The organism is Herbiconiux aconitum (genome assembly GCF_024979235.1).
GTDB lineage: Bacteria > Actinomycetota > Actinomycetes > Actinomycetales > Microbacteriaceae > Herbiconiux > Herbiconiux aconitum.
The window spans coordinates 1,262,731-1,283,918 of the sequence record NZ_JANLCM010000002.1 but is presented as its reverse complement, the minus strand read 5'-3'; the positions used below and the strand labels follow the sequence as shown (position 1 = coordinate 1,283,918).

General features: G+C 70.2%; 18 protein-coding genes. 8 read left to right on the top strand and 10 right to left on the bottom strand.

Translation table 11 applies throughout. From position 1 onward, the window contains the following. Nucleotides 1-61: 61 nt before the first annotated feature. Genes N1027_RS17440 through N1027_RS17430 form a run of 3 tightly spaced genes read left to right on the top strand, consistent with a single transcriptional unit; the run spans nt 62 to nt 3,377 of the window. Nucleotides 62-856 carry an SDR family NAD(P)-dependent oxidoreductase gene (locus N1027_RS17440; protein ID WP_259509536.1) on the top strand — a complete coding sequence of 265 codons (795 nt, stop codon included), beginning with the start codon at nt 62-64 and terminating at the stop codon, nt 854-856. After that, nucleotides 853-1,608, top strand: a complete 756-nt coding sequence (locus N1027_RS17435) for a lysophospholipid acyltransferase family protein (RefSeq protein ID WP_259509535.1) — start codon at nt 853-855, stop codon at nt 1,606-1,608. The genes N1027_RS17440 and N1027_RS17435 overlap by 4 nt, the downstream gene beginning before the upstream one ends. After that, the gene (locus tag N1027_RS17430) at nt 1,605-3,377 is read left to right on the top strand and encodes an FAD-binding oxidoreductase (protein WP_259509533.1); all 1,773 of its coding nucleotides are present in this window, start codon (nt 1,605-1,607) and stop codon (nt 3,375-3,377) included. The genes N1027_RS17435 and N1027_RS17430 overlap by 4 nt, the downstream gene beginning before the upstream one ends. Before the next feature lie 124 nt (nt 3,378-3,501). Here N1027_RS17430 and N1027_RS17425 read toward each other — a convergent pair whose 3' ends face one another. The 4 genes from N1027_RS17425 to N1027_RS17410 all read right to left on the bottom strand — a co-directional run bounded on the left by N1027_RS17425 (nt 3,502) and on the right by N1027_RS17410 (nt 7,625). Further along, nucleotides 3,502-4,071 (bottom strand): TetR/AcrR family transcriptional regulator, encoded by a 570-nt coding sequence (locus tag N1027_RS17425; protein WP_259509531.1) that lies wholly within the window; start codon nt 4,069-4,071, stop codon nt 3,502-3,504. Between the two features lie 57 nt (nt 4,072-4,128). Continuing rightward, entirely contained in the window at nt 4,129-4,770 is a 642-nt protein-coding gene (locus tag N1027_RS17420) for a TetR/AcrR family transcriptional regulator (RefSeq protein WP_259509529.1), read from the bottom strand. A gap of 146 nt (nt 4,771-4,916) precedes the next feature. After that, on the bottom strand, nt 4,917-7,172 hold the full coding sequence (locus N1027_RS17415) for a coiled-coil domain-containing protein (protein WP_259509527.1): 2,256 nt from the start codon (nt 7,170-7,172) through the stop codon (nt 4,917-4,919). 69 nt (nt 7,173-7,241) lie between these two features. Beyond that, nucleotides 7,242-7,625 carry an RNA-binding S4 domain-containing protein gene (locus N1027_RS17410; RefSeq protein ID WP_092554733.1) on the bottom strand — a complete coding sequence of 128 codons (384 nt, stop codon included), beginning with the start codon at nt 7,623-7,625 and terminating at the stop codon, nt 7,242-7,244. Between the two features lie 207 nt (nt 7,626-7,832). Here N1027_RS17410 and N1027_RS17405 point away from each other — a divergent pair, with 207 nt between their 5' ends. Then, entirely contained in the window at nt 7,833-10,340 is a 2,508-nt protein-coding gene (locus tag N1027_RS17405) for a DEAD/DEAH box helicase (protein ID WP_259510465.1), read from the top strand. Between the two features lie 458 nt (nt 10,341-10,798). Here the strand turns inward: N1027_RS17405 and N1027_RS17400 are convergent, their stop codons facing one another. The 5 genes from N1027_RS17400 to folP all read right to left on the bottom strand — a co-directional run bounded on the left by N1027_RS17400 (nt 10,799) and on the right by folP (nt 16,451). Next, entirely contained in the window at nt 10,799-11,515 is a 717-nt protein-coding gene (locus N1027_RS17400; protein ID WP_259509524.1) for a class F sortase, read from the bottom strand. Beyond that, the gene (locus tag N1027_RS17395) at nt 11,515-12,501 is read right to left on the bottom strand and encodes a DUF4397 domain-containing protein (RefSeq protein ID WP_259509522.1); all 987 of its coding nucleotides are present in this window, start codon (nt 12,499-12,501) and stop codon (nt 11,515-11,517) included. The genes N1027_RS17400 and N1027_RS17395 overlap by 1 nt, the downstream gene beginning before the upstream one ends. A 44-nt stretch (nt 12,502-12,545) precedes the next feature. Beyond that, nucleotides 12,546-14,636, bottom strand: a complete 2,091-nt coding sequence (locus tag N1027_RS17390; protein ID WP_259509520.1) for an ArnT family glycosyltransferase — start codon at nt 14,634-14,636, stop codon at nt 12,546-12,548. A gap of 107 nt (nt 14,637-14,743) precedes the next feature. After that, nucleotides 14,744-15,532, bottom strand: coding sequence for a pyrimidine reductase family protein (locus N1027_RS17385; RefSeq protein WP_259509518.1), 789 nt, complete (start codon nt 15,530-15,532; stop codon nt 14,744-14,746). A 16-nt stretch (nt 15,533-15,548) separates the two neighbouring features. Continuing rightward, complete coding sequence (folP, locus tag N1027_RS17380; protein ID WP_259509517.1) at nt 15,549-16,451, bottom strand: dihydropteroate synthase; 903 nt, start codon at nt 16,449-16,451, stop codon at nt 15,549-15,551. Between the two features lie 52 nt (nt 16,452-16,503). Here folP and N1027_RS17375 point away from each other — a divergent pair, with 52 nt between their 5' ends. Together N1027_RS17375 and N1027_RS17370 are read left to right on the top strand one after the other, a co-directional pair. Beyond that, entirely contained in the window at nt 16,504-17,526 is a 1,023-nt protein-coding gene (locus tag N1027_RS17375) for an NUDIX hydrolase (protein WP_259509515.1), read from the top strand. Between the two features lie 136 nt (nt 17,527-17,662). After that, nucleotides 17,663-18,631: a DNA-3-methyladenine glycosylase family protein gene (locus N1027_RS17370; protein WP_259509513.1), complete on the top strand. Its 969-nt coding sequence runs from the start codon at nt 17,663-17,665 to the stop codon at nt 18,629-18,631. A gap of 19 nt (nt 18,632-18,650) precedes the next feature. Here the strand turns inward: N1027_RS17370 and N1027_RS17365 are convergent, their stop codons facing one another. After that, the gene (locus tag N1027_RS17365; RefSeq protein ID WP_259509511.1) at nt 18,651-19,847 is read right to left on the bottom strand and encodes a coiled-coil domain-containing protein; all 1,197 of its coding nucleotides are present in this window, start codon (nt 19,845-19,847) and stop codon (nt 18,651-18,653) included. A 71-nt stretch (nt 19,848-19,918) separates the two neighbouring features. Between N1027_RS17365 and N1027_RS17360 the strand changes: the two genes are divergently transcribed. Continuing rightward, nucleotides 19,919-20,416, top strand: a complete 498-nt coding sequence (locus N1027_RS17360; RefSeq protein ID WP_259509509.1) for a hypothetical protein — start codon at nt 19,919-19,921, stop codon at nt 20,414-20,416. 111 nt (nt 20,417-20,527) lie between these two features. Then, nucleotides 20,528-21,082 carry a YceI family protein gene (locus N1027_RS17355; RefSeq protein WP_259509507.1) on the top strand — a complete coding sequence of 185 codons (555 nt, stop codon included), beginning with the start codon at nt 20,528-20,530 and terminating at the stop codon, nt 21,080-21,082. The last annotated feature ends 106 nt before the right edge of the window (nt 21,083-21,188 follow it).

Sequence of the window (21,188 nt, the reverse complement as noted above, 5' to 3'; positions counted from 1 at the left end):
ATGGGGTGGATTTCAGGGGCGTACGTCTGACGCTACGCACTCCGTAGCGTATCCTAAGCAGATGGCGACGGCTCTGGTGACCGGTGGCACATCCGGTATCGGTGCCGCATTCGCCCGAGCACTCTCTCTACGAGGCTTCGACCTCGTTCTGGTCGCTCGCGACGAATCGCGGCTCGAGAGCATGGCCGAGGAACTCGGCCGTGACGGAGCGACGCGCGTGGAGACCATGTCGGCCGACCTCTCGGTGCGTGCCGACATCGATCGTGTGGCGGCGCGCCTTGAGAGCACCGACGAACCGATCGACTTCCTCGTGAACAACGCCGGTTTCGGCATGCACGGTTCGCTGCTCGAACGCGACGTGAGCGTGCAGGAGAAGGCGCTGACGGTGATGTGCCTCGCGGTGCTCATCCTGGGCGGTGCGGCGGGCCGGGCGATGACCGCTCGTCACAAGGGCACCATCCTCAACGTCTCGAGCGTCGCGGGCACGATCGCCACGGGCAACTATTCCGCGGTGAAGGCCTGGACCACGGCCTACACCGAGTCGCTCGCCGTGGAGCTCCGCGCCACCAACGTGCAGGTCACCGCGGTGCTGCCCGGCTGGGTGCGCACCGAGTTCCACGACCGTGCCGGCATCCGCACCAAGTCCATCCCGGACGCGCTTTGGCTCGATGCCGACGCTCTCGTCGAGGAGTGCCTCCGCGATGTGGCTCGCGGCAAGGTGATCTCGGTGCCGTCGGCACGATTCAAAGTGCTCCTCTTCTTCACCCGTCACCTGCCCCGGCGCGTCGTGCGCTGGGTCTCGGGCCGGATCTCCTCGAGCCGGAACAAGCCGGCAGAAGCGACGGTGAAATCATGACCGACAAGCATCCGCACCTGATCCGGGCACCCAAAGACCGGTTCACCTCCGGGGTCATGGCCGGCATGCGCTTCGTCGCGCAGCGGATGGTGCTGAAGCCCGTGGTGTGGTCGATCACCCGCGTCAGTGTGCGCGGTCACGATGCCGTCAAGGGGGTGCACGGCGCGTTCATCGCCGTGGCGAACCACTCCAGCCACCTCGATGCTCCACTCATCATGTGCGCGCTGCCCCGTCGGCTCGGCCGCTACCTCGCCGCGGGAGCCGCGGCCGACTACTTCTTCGACATCTGGTGGCGGCGCATCCTCACCTCCCTCTTCTTCAACGCGTTCCCGATCGACCGCACCGGAACGGCCGCGAAGCCCGGGGTGTCGAAGAAGCTGCTCACACGCGGGGTTCCGCTTCTCGTCTTCCCCGAGGGCACGCGCTCGAAGACCGGCGCGATGGCCGGTTTCAAGCCCGGTGCCGCCGCGCTCTCGATGTCGTGCGACGTGCCCTGCGTGCCAGTCGCCATCGTGGGGGCGAGTCTCGCCATGCCGCGGGGGCGCAACTGGCCGATCCCCGGCCGTCCGCCGGTCGCCGTGGTGTTCGGCCAGCCGATGCTGGCCCTTCCCGGTGAGACGCCCGACCAGTTCTCCACCCGCATCGAACGCGAAGTGCGCCGCTTGCACTCCACCGGGGCCGGCACCGCTGCCATCCCCGCGTTGCCGATCACCTCGGCGACCATCCCAGACTCCGAGAAAGGGGCAGCATGACCGACGTCAAGCACATGAAGTGGTGGGGCTGGGGCCTCGAGGGCGTCGGTTTCCACTTCGAGGACAAGCCCGACTTCGTGCCCTTCGTGCAGAAGGCCGTGGCCCTCGATGTGCGCACTCCGCCGGTTCCGCCGCTCGACTTCGATCAGCTCACCGTCGCCCCGCCCCGCCTCTCGCCCTCGTTCGAGGCCACGCTGGTCGCGATCGTCGGGGAAGACAACACGCAGACCGATGACCTGGCTCGTGTCGTGCACACCTATGGCAAGAGCATCCGCGACCTGCTGCGCATCCGCCGCAACGAGATCGCGCGGGTTCCCGACGTGGTGGTGTACCCCGCCGACGAGTGGGACGTGCAGCAGATCGTCGACGCCGCCGTCGCCGAGGGCGCCGTCATCATCCCGTTCGGCGGCGGCAGCAACATCGCCGGCAGCCTCGAGCCCCTGCCCGACGAGACGCGCACCATCGTGTCGCTCGACCTCGGGCGCCTCGACCGTGTGCTCGAGATCGACGAAGGATCGGGTCTCGCCCGCATCCAGGCCGGTGCTCAGGGCCCCGACATCGAAGAGCAGCTGGGCGCCAAAGGCTGGACCCTCGGGCACTTCCCCGACAGCTTCACGCACTCGACGCTCGGCGGGTGGGTCGCCACCCGTTCCTCGGGCATGCAGAGCGACAAGTACGGCGACATCGCCGACATCGCGCGCGGGCTCCGGATGGTGCGCCCCGGCACGATCGTGGAGCTGCGGCCCCTGCCGTCGACCTCCACCGGCCCATCCGTTCGCGAGATGATCATCGGCTCCGAAGGCCGCCTCGGCGTCATCACCGAGGTCACCGTGCAGGTGCACCGTGTGCCCGAGGTGCGCGAGGTGCAGGCCTACTTCTTCCCGAACTGGAAGGCCGGGCTCGCTGCCATGCACGAGATCTCGGAGAGCGACGCCTCGCCGTCGATCACCCGCGTGTCGGATGCGCGGGAGAGCGGGTTCTCGCTGGCCACCCGCAAAGCGTCCAAGGGCATCTCGGGTGCGGCTCAGGGTGTGCTGATGTCGGTGCTGAAGCGCCGCGGCTGGAACCTCGACGAGATGTGCCTGTCGTTCATCGGCTACGAGGGCTCCTCCTCGCACGTCTCCTACGAGAAGAAGCTCGTCGGCGCCATCGTGAAGAAGCACGGCGGACTCGGGGTGGGCAAAGGCCCCGGCGCCCTCTACGACCAGAAGAAGTTCGACACCCCCTACCTCCGCGACTTCCTGCTCGATCGGGGTGCTGCGGCCGACGTGTCGGAGACGGCTGCACCGTGGTCTCGCCTGCAAGAGGTGTACGACACCACTCGCGCGGCCGCCGACAAGGCCTACGAGGCGCTCGGCGTGCACGGCTGGATCATGTGCCACCTCTCGCACTCCTACCACTCGGGCGCGTGCCTGTACTTCACCTTCGCGTTCGTGCACGGCGACGACCCGATCGCGCAGTACGAAGTGGTGAAGTACTCCATCCAGCAGGCGTTCCAGGATGCCGGCGGCACGCTCTCGCACCACCACGGTGTCGGTGTGGAGCACTCGCCGTGGATGGAGCAGGACATCTCGGCCGGCGGCGTGGCACTCATGCAGGGCCTGTTCGACTCGGCCGATCCGCAGCACCTCTTCAACCCGGGCAAGGTCTTGGGCACGCTGCAGGTCTCGGCGGCCGACGTGGCCGAGATCGTGGCAGCGGCACCGCGCGCCGGCGTGGCGCCCGGTGCGGCGGCGGCTCCCGCCTCCCCGGCAGGTGCCCAGGCCTGACCCGGGCGCTCTCCCCGCTCTCCCACCCGCCGAAACGACGGAGGATCGGCCCCCTGACGGGCTGACCCTCCGTCGTTTCCGTTTTCGGCGCCGAAAGTCCGTCGTTGTGGCCGCGCGGTTCCGGCTAGTCGGGTGGGGTGAGGGCGGGCCAGAGCAGCGTGAGCAGGCGGTCGGCCCACTCCTCGTCGGGCTCGCCGCCGCGGATGACGTGGCCGACGGCCGAACCGAGCAGCACGCTCACCACGAGCTTCACGTCGAGGCCGGCGCGGAGGTCTCCGCGGGCGACCGCTTCATCGAGGAATGCGACCAACTGGTGGCTGCGCATCCGGATCATGTCGCGCAACTGCTCGGTGAACGGTGCGCCGTCGTCGATGAGGATGGCGGCGACCGTGCCGCGCCCCACGATGTCCTGCACCCGGATGCGGGCGGCCCCGAGCAGCCAATGCAGGGTGTCGTAGGTCGACATGCCGCTCGGCAGGGTGACCTCGGTGGTGGCGGCGTCGATCGCGGCCGTGAGCAGAGCCTCGCGGTCTTCGTAGCGCCGGTAGATCGTGGTCTTCGCCACTCCGGATGCCGCGGCCACCGCTTCGACGTTCACCCCCGACGGCCCCCGGTCGCGCAGCAGCGCCAGCGTGGCGGCGACGATCCGCGCGTCGGCCCCCGGGTGGGAGGTGTCGACTTCGCGGTCGGTCATGCGCTCAGTCTAGTTTCCGGGTCGAATGTCCCGGGTGACAGGGAGCTGGGTACCGGGTCAGAGGCCGCGATCGACCATGTCGAGCAGGCGCTCGGTGGAGTAGTCGATCATGCGGTCGTCGAGGCCGCGGAGGGGGCCGTCGATCACGAGCATGCCGAGGCCGTGCACGGCGGCCCAGGCCAGGAACTCCGCGTTCTCACGACGTTCGGGCGGAAAGACGCCCGCGGCGACGAGGGCGTCGAGCGCGCCGCCGACGAGCTGGAACGGGGTGAGGCCGTTGCGGCCTGCCTTGGCGGGCGACGCGGCCTGCCGTAGGTCGTCGGGCACCGAGAACGCGGTGCGGAACAGGCCCGGCTCCTCCCGGGCGAAGGCGATGTAGCCGACGCCCACGGCGCGGAGGCCCATGCGGGCGTCGGCCGCGGCGTCGCCGGTGGGCCGGTTGGCGTCGAGGGCCTCCTGGATGCGGTCCGCCGCGAATCCGAGGCAGGTGTCGGAGACCGCGTGCAGCAATGCGGCGCGGTCGGCGAAGTGGCGGTAGGCGGCGTTGGGCGAGACGCCGGCGCGCCGGGTGGCCTCGCGGAGCACGACGGCCCGCGGCCCGCCCTCCCGGGCCATCTCGACTCCCGCGGCGAGGAGGGCGCCGCGGAGATCGCCGTGTCGGTAGGTGGTGCGACCGGGGGATTCGGGATCGTCGCTCATCGGAGCCTTCTGCCGGGTGGATCGAGCCGGGTGACGGCTTTTTCGGAGTGGTCGGGCACGCATCCGATCGTCAACCGGAGCCGCGCTGTTGTGGACAGTGTACACATCGAGAAGCCGGATGACCCCTCATCGCGCATCGGCGCGACTCAGTCGGCCTCGCCCGCGATCGCGTTGAGCACCAGCACGGCCGCGTCGTTCGCGCCGATGGCGTACTCGCTCGTCTCGTCTTCGGCGCACAGCTGGCCGGTCGCGATCTCCTCGATCTCGTCGACCAGTGCCCGGGCGGAACGCAGATCGGCTTCGATGACGCCGACCGAGAGGTTCTGGCTCGCCTGGAGATCGGTGAGCGCGTCGCTCAGCTTCTCGCGGTCTTCGAGTGAGATCGCCGAGTCGGAGAGTGCTCGGTCGCGTTCGTCGGCCAGGATGCCGATCTCGGTGCGCGCATCCCGCAGCTCGTTCTCGAGCTCGGCGACGCGGTCGCGGGCGTCTTCCAACTCCATCGGGTCGACGGTCGGAGGTGCGATGGTCTCGACCTCGGGTCGCGCGGCAGCGGCGGCGACCGCAGCCGAGCTCGCTGCCGTCGCCGTGGCGGCTGCAGCAGTGGCCGCCTCGGCCGTGGCCTGTGCCTCGGCCAGCTGCTCCTCCAGCTCGCCGACGCGAGCGAGCGCTTCGTCGAGGGCGGCGGCGTCGGCCTCAGACGGGCTCTCGTCGGCGAAGACGGCCGCCTGGGCCGCCTCGGTCTCGTCGCGAGCGGCGGCGAGTTCGCTCTCCAGTACGGTGATGCGGGCACGGGCCTCGTCGAGGTCGGCGGCGGTCTGGGCGGCCTGCGCCTCGGCGCCCTCACCCTGGGCCGACAGCCCCGCGAGGGTGGCAGCGTGCTCGGCGCGGAGCTGCTCGGCCTCCGCCGTGAGCCGGTCGAGCGCCGCGGCGTTCTCGGCCCTCACGCGCTCGGTCTCGGCTTCCGCTTCGGCGCGGGCTGCTTCGGCTTCGACGCGGGCGGTCTCCACCTCGGCCTGCGCTTCGGCGCGGATGCGCTCGGTCTCGGCCTCCGCCTCGGCGCGCGCAGCGTCGGCGTCGGCTTCCGCCTCGGCGCGCAGCCGTTCTGCCTCCGCCGTCGCCTCGCCCCGCAGCCCCTCCGACTCCGCGGCGTGGCTGGCGCGCAGCTCTTCGGCTTCGGCGCGGGCGGATTCGGTTTCGGCGCGGAGTCGTTCGGCCTCGTCGGCGGCTTCGGCGCGCAACCGCTCGGTCTCCGCCGTGTGCTCGGAGGCGAGCAGGGCAGCGGCCGCGGCGGCAGCCGCACGCATCCGCTCGGCCTCAGCGTCGGCTTCGGCCCGCACGCGCTCGGTCTCGGCAGCGGCTTCGGCGCGGGTGCGCTGCAGCTCCGCCGCCGTCGCCTCGTGGTCGCCGCGCGCCTGCTCGGCGGCCGCAGCGGCCTCGGCGCGCAACCGCTCGGTCTCGGCCGCGTGCTCGGCCCGCAGCTCCGTGAGCGCCGCCGCCGACTGCTCTCGAAGCTGTGCGGTCTCTGCGCTGTGCTGGGCGACGAGCTCCTCGAGCTGGGCGGCGTGCGCCGCGCGCAACTGCTCGTCGTGCAACCGCAGTTCCTCCGACTCGGAGGCGTGTCCGGCACGCAGCTGCCGGGTCTCGGTGTCGTGCGCCAGCTGCAGTTCTTCGAGCTGGGCGGCGTGGGCGTCGGTCAATTGCGACACCTGGGAGTCGTGCGAGCCGGTGAGCTGCGCCACCTGGGTGGTGTGCGCCGCGTGCAACTCTTCGAGCTGCGTCGCGTGAGCGGCGAGCAGCCCGGCGATCTGCGCTTCGTAGCCGGCGGTGGAGGTCTGCTGCTCCTCGGTGAGGCGCGCGGTCGTCGCGGCCAGGTCGGCCTGCAGCCGGCCCGTCTCGTCGGCCAGCTGGGCGCCGTGACGTGCTGCCTCGTCGGACAGCTGCTGCTGCAGCGCCGCCGTGTCCACCGCGTACTGCTGGTGCAGGGCGGCCAACTCGTTCTCGCGGGTTGCGAGCGTCGCGGCCGTCGCATCCAGCCGCGCCTGCGTGTCCTCGTAGCGTGCCGTCATCTCGGCGAGCTGCGCCTCCGTGGCGGCGAGCCGGGTCTCGGCATCCGTTCTCGCCGTGTCGCGGGCCCGGCGGTCGTCGAAGACGAGGCCCAACTGCTCGCGGATGATCTCCAGCGGGTCTTCGGTCTCGACCTCTTCGACCGGAACGACGACTGGCGGCTCGTAGGCGGGGCGCGCCGTGGGGTCGACGAAGTGGTGGCGGTAGAGCTCGTCGACGATGGTCTCGTAGCGCTGCCGGAACTCGGGACTGCCGATCTGCAGCGACGCCCCCACGAACTTCAGAGCGGTGCGGTCGCGCCCGGTGAGCTGGTATTCGGTCGTGGTGGCGTCAGACATGATGCTCCTACTGGCCTTGCGGTGAAGGGGATGGCGGCCGCTCGTCGCTGCGGCTCGTCAGAGTCAAGGTTAGTAGTCGTCCCTGACACCGCGCAGCCGTTCGATCTCTCGGCGATCGCGCTTGGTCGGGCGCCCCGTTCCGCGGTCGCGCACCGGCACGAAGGCGACGGATTCGCGGGGCGGAGGAGGCGGAGTGAGGTCGGTGAAGCAGGTGGCGGCGACGGCCGCCGATCCGCGTTTCACCGCGAGCGCGCGCACGGTGAGGATGCGGTCGAAGCCGCTGATCCTGGCCCGCACCTCGTCGCCCACCCGCACGTTCTGAGCGGCTTTGACGCGTTCGCCGTTCAGGCGCACGTGGCCGGCGCGGCAGGCGGCGGTGGCGGCCGACCGCGTCTTGTAGACGCGCACCGCCCAGAGCCAGCTGTCGACGCGCACGGAGCCTTCCGAAACCATGCCGACAGCCTCGCACATCCCGCCGCGCGTGGGCCGGGAGCCACGGTGCTGTCGATTCGGGAGGACGAAGCGCGAACGACCGCTCGTGGGGAGGGTCGTTCGCGTTTCCTCCTCCCGAAAGGGAGGCGCCACCCGCGCGGCCGGCACCTTGCACCCACCGCCTAGGCTGGGCGGGTGCCGACATCCACCCTCCCGTCCCGCCCGGCCATGCCGGCGCCCTACGACGCGGATGCCGCCTACGACGCCTTCGCGAGCTGGGCCGCCGATCGCGGCACCCCGCTCTACCCGGCGCAGGACGAGTCGATCGTCGCCATCGTCTCGGGCGAGAACGTCATCCTCTCCACCCCCACCGGAACCGGCAAGTCGCTCGTCGCGGTCGGCGCCCACGCCGTGGCTCTCGCCCAGGGCATCCGCAGCTACTACACCGCGCCCATCAAGGCCCTCGTGTCGGAGAAGTTCTTCGACCTGGTCGAGATCTTCGGCGCCGAGAACGTGGGCATGGTCACGGGCGACTCGAGCGTGAACGCGGATGCGCCGATCATCTGCGCGACGGCCGAGATCCTTGCGAACCTCGCACTCCGCCACGGCGAAGGCACCGAGGTGGGCCAGGTCGTGATGGACGAGTTCCACTTCTACTCCGACCCCGACCGAGGCTGGGCCTGGCAGGTGCCCATCCTCACCCTCCCCGGCGTGCAGTTCGTGCTGATGTCGGCGACCCTCGGCGAGGTCGACTGGCTGGCTGAAGACCTCTCCCGCCGCACGGGCCGCGAGACCACGGTCATCACGGGCGTCGACCGCCCGGTGCCGCTCAGCTACAGCTACGCCACGACGCCCATCCAGGAGACCGTCGAGGAACTGCTCGCCACCCAGCGCGCACCGATCTACATCGTGCACTTCGCCCAGCTCGCGGCGGTGGAGCGGGCACAGGCGCTCTCGAGCATCACGGTCGCCACCCGGGCGATGCGGGATGAGATCGCCGAGCTGATCGGGCCCTTCCGCTTCACCACCGCATTCGGCAAGACGCTCTCGCGCCTGCTGCGTCTCGGCATCGGCGTGCACCACGCGGGCATGCTGCCGAAGTATCGGCGCCTGGTCGAGCGCCTCGCCCAGCGCGGATTGCTCAGGGTCATCTGCGGCACCGACACGCTCGGCGTCGGCATCAACGTGCCGATCCGCACCGTGCTGCTGTCGGCGCTCACGAAGTTCGACGGCACCCGGATGCGCCAGCTCACCGCGCGCGAGTTCCACCAGATCGCGGGTCGGGCCGGCCGAGCGGGTTTCGACACGGCGGGAACGGTCGTGGTGCAGGCGCCCGAGCACGAGACCGAGAACCTCAAGGCGCTCGCGAAGATGGGCGACGACCCGAAGAAGCGGCGCAAGTTCGTGCGCAAGAAAGCGCCGGAGGGCTTCGTCTCGTGGGGCGAGCCGAGCTTCGAGAAGCTGATCGCGGCGCAGCCGGAGCGGCTCACCTCACACCTCACGGTGACGCACGCCATGGTGCTGAACACGATCGCTCGCGGCGGAGACGTGTTCACGTCGATGCGCGACCTCCTCGAAGACAACCACGAGCCCCGGCCGCGGCAGCGCGACCTCATCCGCCAAGCTCTCGCCATCTACCGCACCCTCCGCACGGCCGGGGTGGTGGAGGAGGTGACGGATGCGACCACCGGGCAGACCCTCATCCGTCTCACCGTCGATCTGCAGCCGAACTTCGCGCTCAACCAGCCGCTCTCGCCCTTCGCGCTCGCCGTCTACGACCTGCTCGACGAGGAGTCACCGACGTTCGCGCTCGACGTGGTGTCGGTGACCGAGGCCATCCTCGACGACCCGCGCCCCGTGCTCTCGGCGCAGCAGTTCGTGGCCCGCGGCGAGGCGGTGCAGGCCATGAAGGCCGAGGGCATCGAGTACGAGCAGCGGATGGAGCTGCTCGACGAGGTGAGCTACCCGAAGCCGCTCGCCGGACTCCTCGGCGAGGCGTTCGACACCTACCGGGCGACGCAGCCGTGGATCGGCGACTTCGACATCTCGCCGAAGTCGGTGATCCGCGACATGTACGAGCGGGCGATGTCGTTCGGCGAGTACACCACGTTCTACCGGCTCGCCCGCTCGGAGGGGCTGGTGCTCCGCTACCTCTCGGATGCCTACCGCACGCTCCGCACGACCGTTCCCGACGAGTACAAGAACGACGACCTGCTCGACCTGATCGAGTGGCTCGGCGAGCTCGTGCGGCAGACCGACTCCAGTGTTCTCGACGAGTGGGAGGCGCTGATCAACCCCGAGGCGGTCGCCGCGGCCGCCGCCCGGGAGGACTCGGAAGAGGCGATCGTGCCGCCGGCGCCGCGGCTGCTCACCTCGAACCCGCGGGCCTTCCGCATCCTGGTGCGCAACGAGCTGTTCCGCCGGGTCACGCTCGCCGCGCGCGAGGCGTGGACCGAGCTCGGCGAACTGGATGCCGCATCCGGCTTCTCGGCCACACGCTGGGCCGAAGCGATGGACGACTATTACGACGTGCACGACGCCGTGGGCATCGGCCCGCACGCGCGCAGTGCCGCGCTGCTCATCCTCGAGGAGACGCCCACCGTCTGGCGTGCGCGTCAGATCTTCGACGACCCGGCCGGCGACCACGACTGGGGCATCTCGGCCGAGATCGACCTCGCCGCCTCGAACGAGGCAGGCGTTGCGGTGGTGCGGGTTACTGCGGTGGACCAGTTGTAGGCGCGGGATGGGTACCGCCTCGCCGTTTTTCGGGCTCGCCCGGCCTTCGGCTGGGCGGGCCCTAACTGCTCGCGCCGCCGCTTCTGCGGCGCGAGGCGACATGTTCGCGTGCGGTCGCTGACGCGGCCGCGCGCTCACCCTGGGTCGTCGAGCGCGGCCCGCGGCCTGCGGTCTCGTTTCCCAACACTTGGGAAACGAGAACGGGAACGAAACGACGGAGGGGGCGCGGAACTACGGGCTGGGGTTCCGTCGTTTCCGATGTGGGGCCCGAAACTCCGTCGTTTCGCACACGAGCGCACGGCACGGCACGCAACAGGCCCTACTCGACGACCCAGGGTGACGGCGAGGCCGCGAAGCGACCTCACCGGAACATGTCGCGCGGCGCCGGGCAGGGACCGGCGCCGCCCGAGGACGCCGCGCGAAGCACGGCGCCCGAGGCAACTAACACAGCACACCCCTCAGATCTTCGTGGCGAACACCACGACGTTGTCGACGTAGTGGCCGGATGCGTCGTCGAAGGTGCCGCCGCACGTCACGAGCCGCAGTTGGGCATCCGGGGTCGGCCCGTAGACGGCCTCGGTGGGGAAGTCGTTCTTCGGCACCTGGATGCTCCGGTCGACCCGGAAGGCGACGGTGCTGCCGTCGGCGAGCTCGACCTGCACGGTGTCGCCCGGCGTGAGCTTCACGAGGTCGTAGAAGACGGCAGGGCCGACGACGGAATCGATGTGTCCCGCGATGACCGCCGGCCCGAGCTGGCCGGGCACGACGCCGTCGCGATACCAACCGGCGCTGCCGAAGTCGGTGGGTGGTTCGATCCAGCCCGCCGCATCACGCGTCAGTGCCTCGAGGCCGGAGTCGACGCCGATGCCGGGGATGCGCACCCGCACGGGCTGCGCATCCGTTCGTCCGGCAGGTGCGGATTCCTCGAGCTGCGGGTTCTGGAATCCGCCCGCCGCGCCGATCGCGGGATCGGATCGGCCTGCGTCGGCCGACTCCGAGGCCGATGCTGTGGCGGTCGCAGCGGACGTGGCCTCGCCGACGCCTCCGGAATGGCTCGCCCCGACGCCCGTGCATCCGGCGATCAGCCCGGCGATCAGCCCGGCGACGGCCACGATCGCTCCGGCGAGGAGCAGCCCCGGCGGCGCCGCCCGGCCGAGGGCCGAGCGACGGTGCATCAGCGTGTTCCGCCCGCGCGGCCGCTTCGGCGCAGGTGCAGGGCGGCTGCGCCCATGACGCCGAACAGCAGCACCAACGCGCCCACCCCTACCGCGTTCCCTGCCCCGAACGGCGTTCCGCCGCCGAGCGAGCCGGTCGTGGCGTCGGGGGTGCCTGCGGTGCCGGCGGCCGCTGCGGTGCCGACGTGCTCCGTGGCTGTTCCGCCGCCGCCGGTCTGGATGCCGCCGGTCGGCAGATCACCGACGCTCGCCGAGTCGACCACCGGCTTCACCGTGACGCCGCCGTTGGCCGTGTCGAGAACAAATAGGGTCGCCACCGAACCCGACGCGAGATCGATCTGCGCCTCGGAGGTGCGGCTTCTCGACGTGGCCGGGTCGCCGACGATGCTGAGCGTCCAGGGCCCGGCACCGACGCTCGAATACCCGCTGGCGGTGCCTTGCTTCGCATCCTTGGTGACCGAGACGCCGGTCGTGGTGGCGATGTCGACCGATCGGGCGGTCGTCGAGGCCTGGATGACCCGCACCCGCGCTTGGCCGTCGGCCGGTGGGGTGAGGTCGTCGGAGAAGACCGTCGTGTCGAGATCGGCGTTGCGCCCGTAGGCGGCGACGGTCACCGGTCGTCCGCTGAGGATGTTCACGGATTGCCGGATCATCGGGGCGGTCGATTTCGCCGAGCCGGCCGGCACCATCGACACCACATACGTTCCTGGGGGAACCTCGATGTAGTCGGAGACGGCGCCGTAGGCGACTCCGGAGAGCTCGGAGACGAGATCGCCACCAGAGAGTGCGGTGAGCTTCACGTCGACCGACTTGGTGTCGGGCGAGAGGTGGGCGACGCGCACCCAGCCGTTGCCCGGCTCATCGGCGTGAGCGGCGGATGCGCCGACGCCGACGACTCCGAAGGCTCCGAAGGCGAGGGTCGCCGCGAGGGCGGCTCCTGTGGTGGCGAGACGGTTCATCCGGGAGTGATCTTTTCGGGTCTTCATGGTCTGTTCCTTTCCTGAGTGGGATCGGTGCTGGGGTGGGTCGGTCAGGGTGCGACCGGGGGGAGGAGTGCTTCTGGTTCTCCGAGCGGGAAGGTGACGAGAACGCCGTCGGAGGTCGCGACGACCGAGGAAGGGGCGACCGGCGCACCCAGCGAGCGGAACCAGTCGTCGAGCGACGCGTCGTCGTTCGACGACACGAGCACCTGCCGGCGCACGGTGTCGCTCTCGCCCGCGACGAGCGGGAATGCCTCGACCGTCACCGCTCCGTCGCCGAGCAGCTGACCGAGCGAGAGGATGACGCGCGAATCCACGCGGCCACCGGCGAGGAGGTCGCCCGAGTCGCCCTCGAGCGAGAGTGCAGGGTTGGCGGCCAATTGGCTGCCGGCCGCCGCGCGAACCGCGTACGCGGCCTGCAGCTCGGCGTTCGCCCCATCGATGCCGTCGGGGGCGACCTCACGGATGTCGACGCGCTGCTCGCGTTGGCCGAAGCGGGCGACCTCGAGGGAATTGTCGATGGCCTGACGCGCGCCGTCTCCGGGGCGCGTGAGTGTCCGCATCGAGTCGGTCGAGACGACGTAGTCGGAGTCCCGCCAGCCGTCAGAGGATCGTGCCGGCACGGGCACGGCCGAGTCGGCGGCGGCGGCGGTGTCGGTGTCGGCGGCGGTGTCGGGATCGGCGGCAGCGGCGGTGTCGGGGTCGGTGTCGAGCGTGGAGTATCGGATCACGGCGTCCCGGGCGAAGCCGGCTTGCATCAGCTCGACCCACATCGCGTCGTCGACGATGAGCCGCGAGTCCGTGGTGATGTTGGCTTCGATCCAGCTCTGGGCGTCGCGCATCGGCTGATCCCGGTCGGCGAGAACGAGGCCGCGCAGCTGGGTCGTCCAGAGCGGGCCGGCGACGATACCCGCGGCCAGGGCGGCCGCGACCATGACGACACCGATGGCCTGCCGCGGGAACGTGTCCGACGACTTGGGCAGCAGCGAGCTCGCGGCACTCAGCACGACACCGGAGATCAGCAGTGCCGCGAACGGGATCAGCAGCACGACGACCGACGCGGGCACAGACCCGCCGGGTCGGAGCAGGAAGGCACTGACCAGGAGGAAAGCACTGAGCAGCAGAAAGGTGATGCCGAAGGGCCGCAGCCGCCGCATGAACAGGGCTCCGGCAGCAGCGACACCAGCGGCGATGATGCCCACCCGGTCGAGTTGCCACCACTGGCCGAACGTCGTCGAGACGAGGCCGTCGGGATCGGCGAGCGAATCACCCGTCTGACCCCAGCCGAGGTGGATGATCACGCCGTCGATCAGGCCGGCCCGCCCGCCGCCGGTTGTGAGCGCCCCGTTCAGGAACGCCAGGAGCACGGAGCCGACGCCGATCGCCAGCAGCACGCTCGCAGCCAGCGACAGGGTCCTCCGGCGGCTCGACGGATGCGCGTTCCGCCACATCAACCAGCCCAGCAGCGGCAGCGTGAGAAGAACGGTCTGTGAGCTCAGCACCGCGACGCCGAAGGCGACCGCGGCACCGAGGAACGCCGCGAGCTGTCTGCGCCGGCTGAGCGCCAGCACGAAAGCGGCGAGCAGCCACATCATGGCGATGCCCTCGAGGGTGACCGTGCGGTGGAACTGCAGTGCCAATGGGGAGAGGGTGAACAGCAGGAGGGCGCCGGTCGCTGCGGGTCGGCTCAGTCGCAGCCGTCGGGCGAGCATCCACAGCAAGGCAGCCGAGACCAGGGTGACCATCACCATGAACTCGCGACCTGCAAGCACCGCGATGTCGTGACGCTCGAAGGCGCTCGTGAGAGTCGTGTAGCCGGCCAGCTGCAGCCAGCCGAGCGGCGGATGGTCGTACCCGGAACCAAAGGGGGACAATTCGCCGAGCTTGCCGACGGCCCATGCCTGTGCCGTGATGGTGCCCTCAGAGCCGGTGCGCACCGGTGAGCCGGCGAGGTTGACGATCTGCGCCGCGAACCCCACCGCGAAGGCCGGCAAGAACCAGGCGAGCGACACCCGATGGCGGCGCAACCAAGCGGCCGGCCCCCTGCGTTGCCGGGGCGGACCGGCCGGGGGAGTGTTCGGCAGCGCGCTGCTCGCATCCGGTGCACCGGATGCGGCACCACGATCGAGGGTCGACGTCATGGGCGGCGGCATGGAAGTCATTCGGAGCCGCGACGCCACCCGTTTGGGTGACACTGCTCATATCCGGCTGCTGTTCACTTTCGCGTTGCGGGATGGCCGCGAGCGTGTCAGTCGCGCGACCACCGGGAGAGCAGCATGCTCTCGCTGCGCAGCAGCAGATCGAGCTCGAGCCCTCGCGGAGCGGTGGGGCCGGGCGCGGGCGACGCGATCCGCGGGCCCGCCCCGCCTTCGAGTACCGGGCTCAGGGTGAGGCACAGCTCGTCGACGAGGTCGGCGGCGATCAGGTCGCCGAACAGCCGGGGTCCGCCCTCGCAGAGTACCTGCGGCAGGCCCCGGGCGATCAATTCGCGGCGCACGAGAAGCGGATCGACCCGCTCGGCCGCACCCCCGGCGCCCCCCGCGCCTGCAGTGCCCCCGTCGCCTGCGTCGATGACCGTCGCCACCTCGGAGAGCCGCGCTCGCGCATCCGCCGGCGCCGGCGGCACGGTGAAGACGATCGGTCGCGCGAACGCTCGGGTGAAGAGGTCGCTCTCGGAGTCGAGGTTGAGGCTGCGGCTCACAAGCGCCATGGTGGGATGCGCCGGAAGGCCTTGTGCGAGCCGCCATCTCACCAGCTCATCGGTCGCGGTGAGTGCGCCGTAGCCCTCGGCGCGGGCGGTTCCCGCTCCGACGAGCACCACGTCGGAGACACCGCGGAGCACGTCGAACACGACCTTGTCGGCGGGCTGCCCGAGGCCGCCGGATCGCCCCGCGAGAGTGGCCGACCCGTCGACGCTCTGGATGAAGTTCACCCGCAGGAGCGGCTTGACGCGGTCGTCGGGTTCGTACCGCGCGAGCACCTCCGCGGGGCTGAGTGCGCCCCCCGGATGAGGGAACAGCTCCTCGATCTCCGTCATCTCCAGGCCTCCCCGATCACACGTTGTGCAGCGCCTGCACGGGCTCACGGAACCCGAGGATGGCTTCGAGCATCCGCATCGCCGCCACCGAGGCGCGCACGTCGTGCATGCGCACGACCCGGGCGCCCAGCAGCACGCAGGTGGTCGCCGCCGCGATCGAGCCCTCCAGCCGGTCGCTCTTCTCGGCGCCGATGCTCTCGCCCACGAAGTCCTTGTTCGACACCGCCGCCAGCGTCGGGATGCCGATGCTCGTGATCTCGGCCATCCGCCTCGTCAACTCCAGGCTCTGCACGGTGTTCTTGTTGAGGTCGTGTCCGGGGTCGAGGAACAGGCGGTCGGCCGGCACACCCGCCGCCAACGCCCGCTCGACCCGGGCTTCGAGAAAGCTCCGCACCTCGGCGGCGATGTCGTCGTAGTGCGGGTGGGGAAAGGGCTTGCGTGGCTCGGCGAGGCTGTGGGTGATGACGAGGGAGGCTCCGGATGCGGCGACCACGTCGGCCAGGTCGGGGTCGCTCAGTCCGGTGGTGTCGTTCACCACGTGGGCGCCGGCGGCGATGCACGCGGCGGCGACGGAGGCGCGGAAGGTGTCGACCGAGATCACGACGTCGCTTCGGGCAGCCACCGCTTCGACCACGGGGAGCACCCGGTCGAGCTCGTCGTCGGCCGAGATCTCGGGCCCGGGCGCGAACTTCGCACCCCCGATGTCGACCCAGTCGGCTCCCGCGTCGGCCGCCGCGACCGCTCGGTCGATGGCACGGTCGAGCGTGAAGGTGGCTCCCTGATCGAAGAAGGAGTCGGGCGTGCGGTTCACGATCGCCATCACGGCGATGCGGCGGTCGAAGTCGAAGTGCCGCGTGCCCAGCTGACGCACCGGATGTGCCAGCGGAGGCAGATACGGCAGGCCGGGAGCTTCGTGCATTCCTCCATCATGGCCGTTCGAACCGGAACGCACGCCGTGAGAAGCTGGGAGCATGACCGACGTCCCGCCCCGTCATCCGCCGCGCGACAGCGGCGACGCCTGGGTGGAAGGGCCCGACGGCCGGCGCTTCTGGGGCCGCTACGGCGCGGCCGGCCTGCTCGTGCACGACCCGGCGTCGGGCATCCTGTTGCAGCATCGTGCCGAGTGGAGCCATTTCGGAGGAACCTGGGGGCTCCCGGGTGGCGCGCGGCACGAGGGCGAGTCGGCCATGGCCGGCGCCATCCGCGAAGCCGGCGAAGAGGCCGGGGTGCCGGCGGACGCGCTGGAGATCGCGTTCACGTCCGTGCTCGAGCTCGGCTTCTGGTCGTACGAGACGGTGGTGACGCGGGCGTTGCGCCCGTTCCAGCCGAGCATCGGCGACACCGAGAGCCTCGAGCTGCGCTGGGTTCCGCTCGACGAGGTCGACGCGCTTCCGCTGCACCCGGGCTTCGGTGCGTCGTGGCCACAGCTCCGTGGGCGGTTGGGCGAGAGCCACCGGATCGTCGTGGATGCCGCCAACGTCGTGGGTTCGCGGCCCGACGGCTGGTGGAAGGACCGAGCGGGCGCGGCGGCACGGCTCCTTCGGCAGGTGGAGGCGTTGAGCGCGGCCGGCGTCGACGCGAGCGAGTTCGGGCTGTCGATGGGGCGCACGTGGCCGCAGTTCTCCGTGGTTCTGGAAGGTCAGGCGAGGAAGGGCGCGCCGGATGGAGCCTCGACGCCGCGCGAGCAATCGGATGGAGCGTCATCGCCGGGCGAGCAATCGGATGGAGCGTCGCGCAGTTCCGTGCAGAACGGTGTTGAGCCGTCGATGGCGGCGCTGACCCCCGAGGTGACTGTGGTGCGCGCGGAGGGGTCGGGCGACGACGCGATCGTGGCCGAAGTCGCGCGGTCGACGCGAATCGCGCCCGGCGACCAGGCCACCACCATCGTGGTCACCGCCGATCGGGAGCTCTCCGACCGAGTCGCGGCGTTCGGCGCCGAGGTGCGGGGCCCGCGTTGGCTCCTCGACCTCCTCGACGCCGTCATCCGCCCCTGACACCCGGAGTTCTCCAAACGAGGCAGGCAGCGGCGCCGTAGAGAACGGCGGTTCGACGGAGGATTGGAGTTGTCCGCGCTCGGCGCGCCCGGCTGGGCAACGCGATGTCCGCGGGCTCACGTAGTCTGGCTGCGAGATGACGATCACGGGTGAGCAGGGCACGGCGGATGCGCGTCCCGCCGTGCGCGAGCCGCTCGAGCTGGTCTACGAGCCGCCGCATCCGGTCGACTTCCGGGCGACGCTCGCTCCGCTCCGCCGAGGCCCGGGCGACCCGTGCGTGCGCTTCGACGAGTCGGGCGGTGGCATCTGGATCGCAATGCGCACGCCCGAGGGCACCGCGAGCCTGCATGTCTCGGGCACCCGCGGGCGCGTGCTGGTGCGCGCCTGGGGGAGTGGCGCATCCGCTGCTCTGCAGACCGCGCCCGAGCTGCTCGGCAGAGGCGACGATTGGAGCGACCTCGACGCCTCAAGGCACGAACTGCTCGCCACCTCGCTGCATCAAAATCCCGGTCTGCGTCTCACGCGCACCGGCCGGGTGATCGACTCCCTCGCCGCGGCGATCATCGAGCAGAAGATCACGTCGACCGAGGCGTTCCGCGCCTGGCGGGTGCTCGTGACGGCGCACGGCGAGCGGCCCCCCGGCCCCGTGCCCCCGCAGTTACGGGTGCCGCTCACCCCCCAGCAGTGGCGACGCATCCCCTCGTGGGAGTGGCATCGAGCCGGTGTCGACCCACGGCGTTCCCGTACGGTGATCGCGGCGGCGACGGTCGCGCGCGGTCTCGAACGCACCACCGTGCACGAGCGCGGCGGCGCCGAGGTGCAGCGGTTGCTGCGCACGGTCTCGGGCGTCGGGGTGTGGACGGCGGCGGAGACCTCGCAGCGTTCCCACGGAGATCCGGATGCCGTCAGCTTCGGCGACTACCACCTGGCCGCCCAGATCGGCTGGGCGTTGGTGGGCGAGGCGATCGACGACGACGCTCTGGCCGAGCTGCTCGAGCCCTGGGCGGGCCAACGGCAGCGGATCGTGCGACTCGTGTTCGCGAGCGGCTTCCGCGCACCCCGGCACGGCCCGCGCATGACCATCCAGGATCACCGCTGGCACTGAGCGGCACCGCGATCGCGGCTCAGTACCAGTGCGGGTCGCGGGCGTTCCACGTCGAGAGTGCTGAGCAGGGCGTGCCATACCGTCCGGCGATGTAGTTCATGCCCCAGATTATCTGGGTGGCGGCGTTCGTGAGGTAATCGTCAGCCACCGACGCCATCTTGTTCGCGGGCAAGGATTGCGGGATGCCGTAGGCCCCACTCGACTCGTTGAGCGCGTTCGCCCGCCATCCGGATTCGCCGATCCACAGGCGCACGAGGCAGTCGAACTGCCCGCCGTCCCAACCGTAGGAGCCCATGATGCTCGACGCGTAGGCCTGCGCTTCGCCGGGAGACATGATCGAGCCGTCACCCGGAACCCAGGCGCTGCCGGGGTCACCCCCGCCTTCGGCTCCAGCGGCGGCTTCGGCGGCGGCGTTCTCCCGCTTGATCCGGTCGGCCTCTTCCTGCGCGATGCCATCCGCGCGTTCCTTCTCGAGTGCTGCGGAGGTGTTCTGCAGGGAGCCCAGCTGCGCGTAGAGCTGGTCCTTGTGCGTCGTCTCTTCTGCGACCTTCGCCTTCGCTTTTTCCTGTGCCTCTTCGGCCGCGGCCAGGCGGTCGTTCGCCTGTTGGGCGAGCTTGTCTCGCTCAGCCTTGGCGAGGGCGGCCTGATCGGTCAGGGCGTCGGCCGTGTTCTGCGCGGCGACGGCGGCATCGCGGATGCCGGCCGTCTGCTCTGTGAGCTTCGACATGGTGCCCAGCTGATAGAGCAAGGAATCGGAATCGTTCTGGTTCAGGATCAGATTGAGGGTGGAGTCACCACCCGCCCGGTAGAGCTGAGCTGCGATCTGACCCGCTTGCGTGTTCGCGGTGCTGGCCTTCTCGGTTGCGGCGGCGGCCTGCGTGTCGAGAGTGTCGGCGTACGTGGTCGCGGCTTGCAGGTCGTAGGTGGCCTGCAGATACTCCTGGCCGCGCTGGAGCGCCTCCTGCGTGCGTTGGGCGGCGTCGTTCTCGAGTTGGTCGAGCGCCGCGAGGATGTTGTTGACCTCGGTCTGCTTGGCCTGCTCGTTCAGCTTGGCTGCGTTCACCTCGTCCCAGGTGGGGTAGTCCGCGCGCACTGAGCTAGCCGGAGCTGCCGCGAGGCTCGCTGCCGGGCTCGCCGTCGCCGCCAGATTCGGCGTGGCGACGAGCGCCACGAGGGCGACGACCACGCCCAGCGCGCGGGCAGAGGGCTTCCACATGGGCACCAGGCTATGTGACGGAAGTGAAAGATGTACCCAACTCCCGCGCGCGTCCCCGATACGATTCGGGCATGGATCCCATCGCCATCGATGGCTGGCACGACTTCGCCGTCGCCTCCGCCGGAGCCGCCGGAGCGCTCGCCGGGCTGATCATCGTCGCCATGTCGGTCAACATCAAGGAGATCGTGCAGGGTTCGGCGCTGCCGGCCCGCTCGGGCGCCACCATCGGTTCCGTGGTGGTGATCGTGGTGGCTTCGGTGGCCATGCTCATCCCCGATCAGTTGGCCGTCGCGCTCGGTGGCGAACTCATCCTCTTCGCCATCGCCGCCCTCGTGCTGCAGTGGGTGGCGCTCCGCCAGATGTTCGCGACGACCCAGGGTGGCAGCCGGCGCGCCAAGATCGGCGATGCGGTGCTCGGCGTCGGACAGCTGCTCCCGGTCTTGATCGGAGGCGTTCTCGTCGCGACGGGAAACCCGGCTGGCCTGCTCTTCGTGGCGGCCGGATTCATCCTGATCTTCATCACGTCGGTCCTGAACGCCTGGGTGCTGATGGTCGAGATCCTCCGGTGATCGGCCTGAACTGACACCCGCGCGGGAATAAACCATCAGGTCTATGCATTTGTATGGATGCGGGCCATCTTCGCGCCTGAAATCGACGATCCACGAAGAGAGACACACACCATGACAGACACCATCGAGATTCCCGGCTACAAGGTCGGCAACTGGACGGTCGACCCCTCGCACAGTGAAGTTAGCTTCAGCGTGCGTCACATGCTCATCAGCAAGGTGCGCGGCAAGTTCGAGAAGTTCGACGCCACCTTCGTCACCGCTCCGAACCCGCTCGACACCACCGTCAGCGCAACCGCCGAGGTCGCCTCGGTCAACACGAACGACGAGAACCGCGACGGACACCTCCGCACCAACGACTTCTTCGACGCACCCACCCACCCCACCCTGAGCTTCGTCTCGATCGGTGTGCGTGAAGAGGGCGGCGACTACAAGATCGACGGCGACCTCACCATCAAGGGTGTCACGAAGCCCGTCACCTTCGACTTCGAGTTCGGTGGCTTCGGCACCGACCCCTACGGCAACTACAAGGCCGGCTTCAGCGCCAAGGCCGAGGTCGACCGCAACGAGTTCGGCGTGAACTGGAACGCGGCGCTCGAGACCGGCGGCGTGCTGGTGGGCGACAAGGTCACCATCACCATCGAGGTCCAGGCAGTCCTCCAGCCGTAGTCTTTCCCGCAGCTGCGGCCGGTCCATCGGCCGCAGGACTCCGGATGCGCGACGCCGCCGGTCGGAATTCGTTCCGCCGGCGGCGTCCGGCGTCTCCGGGCTCTCC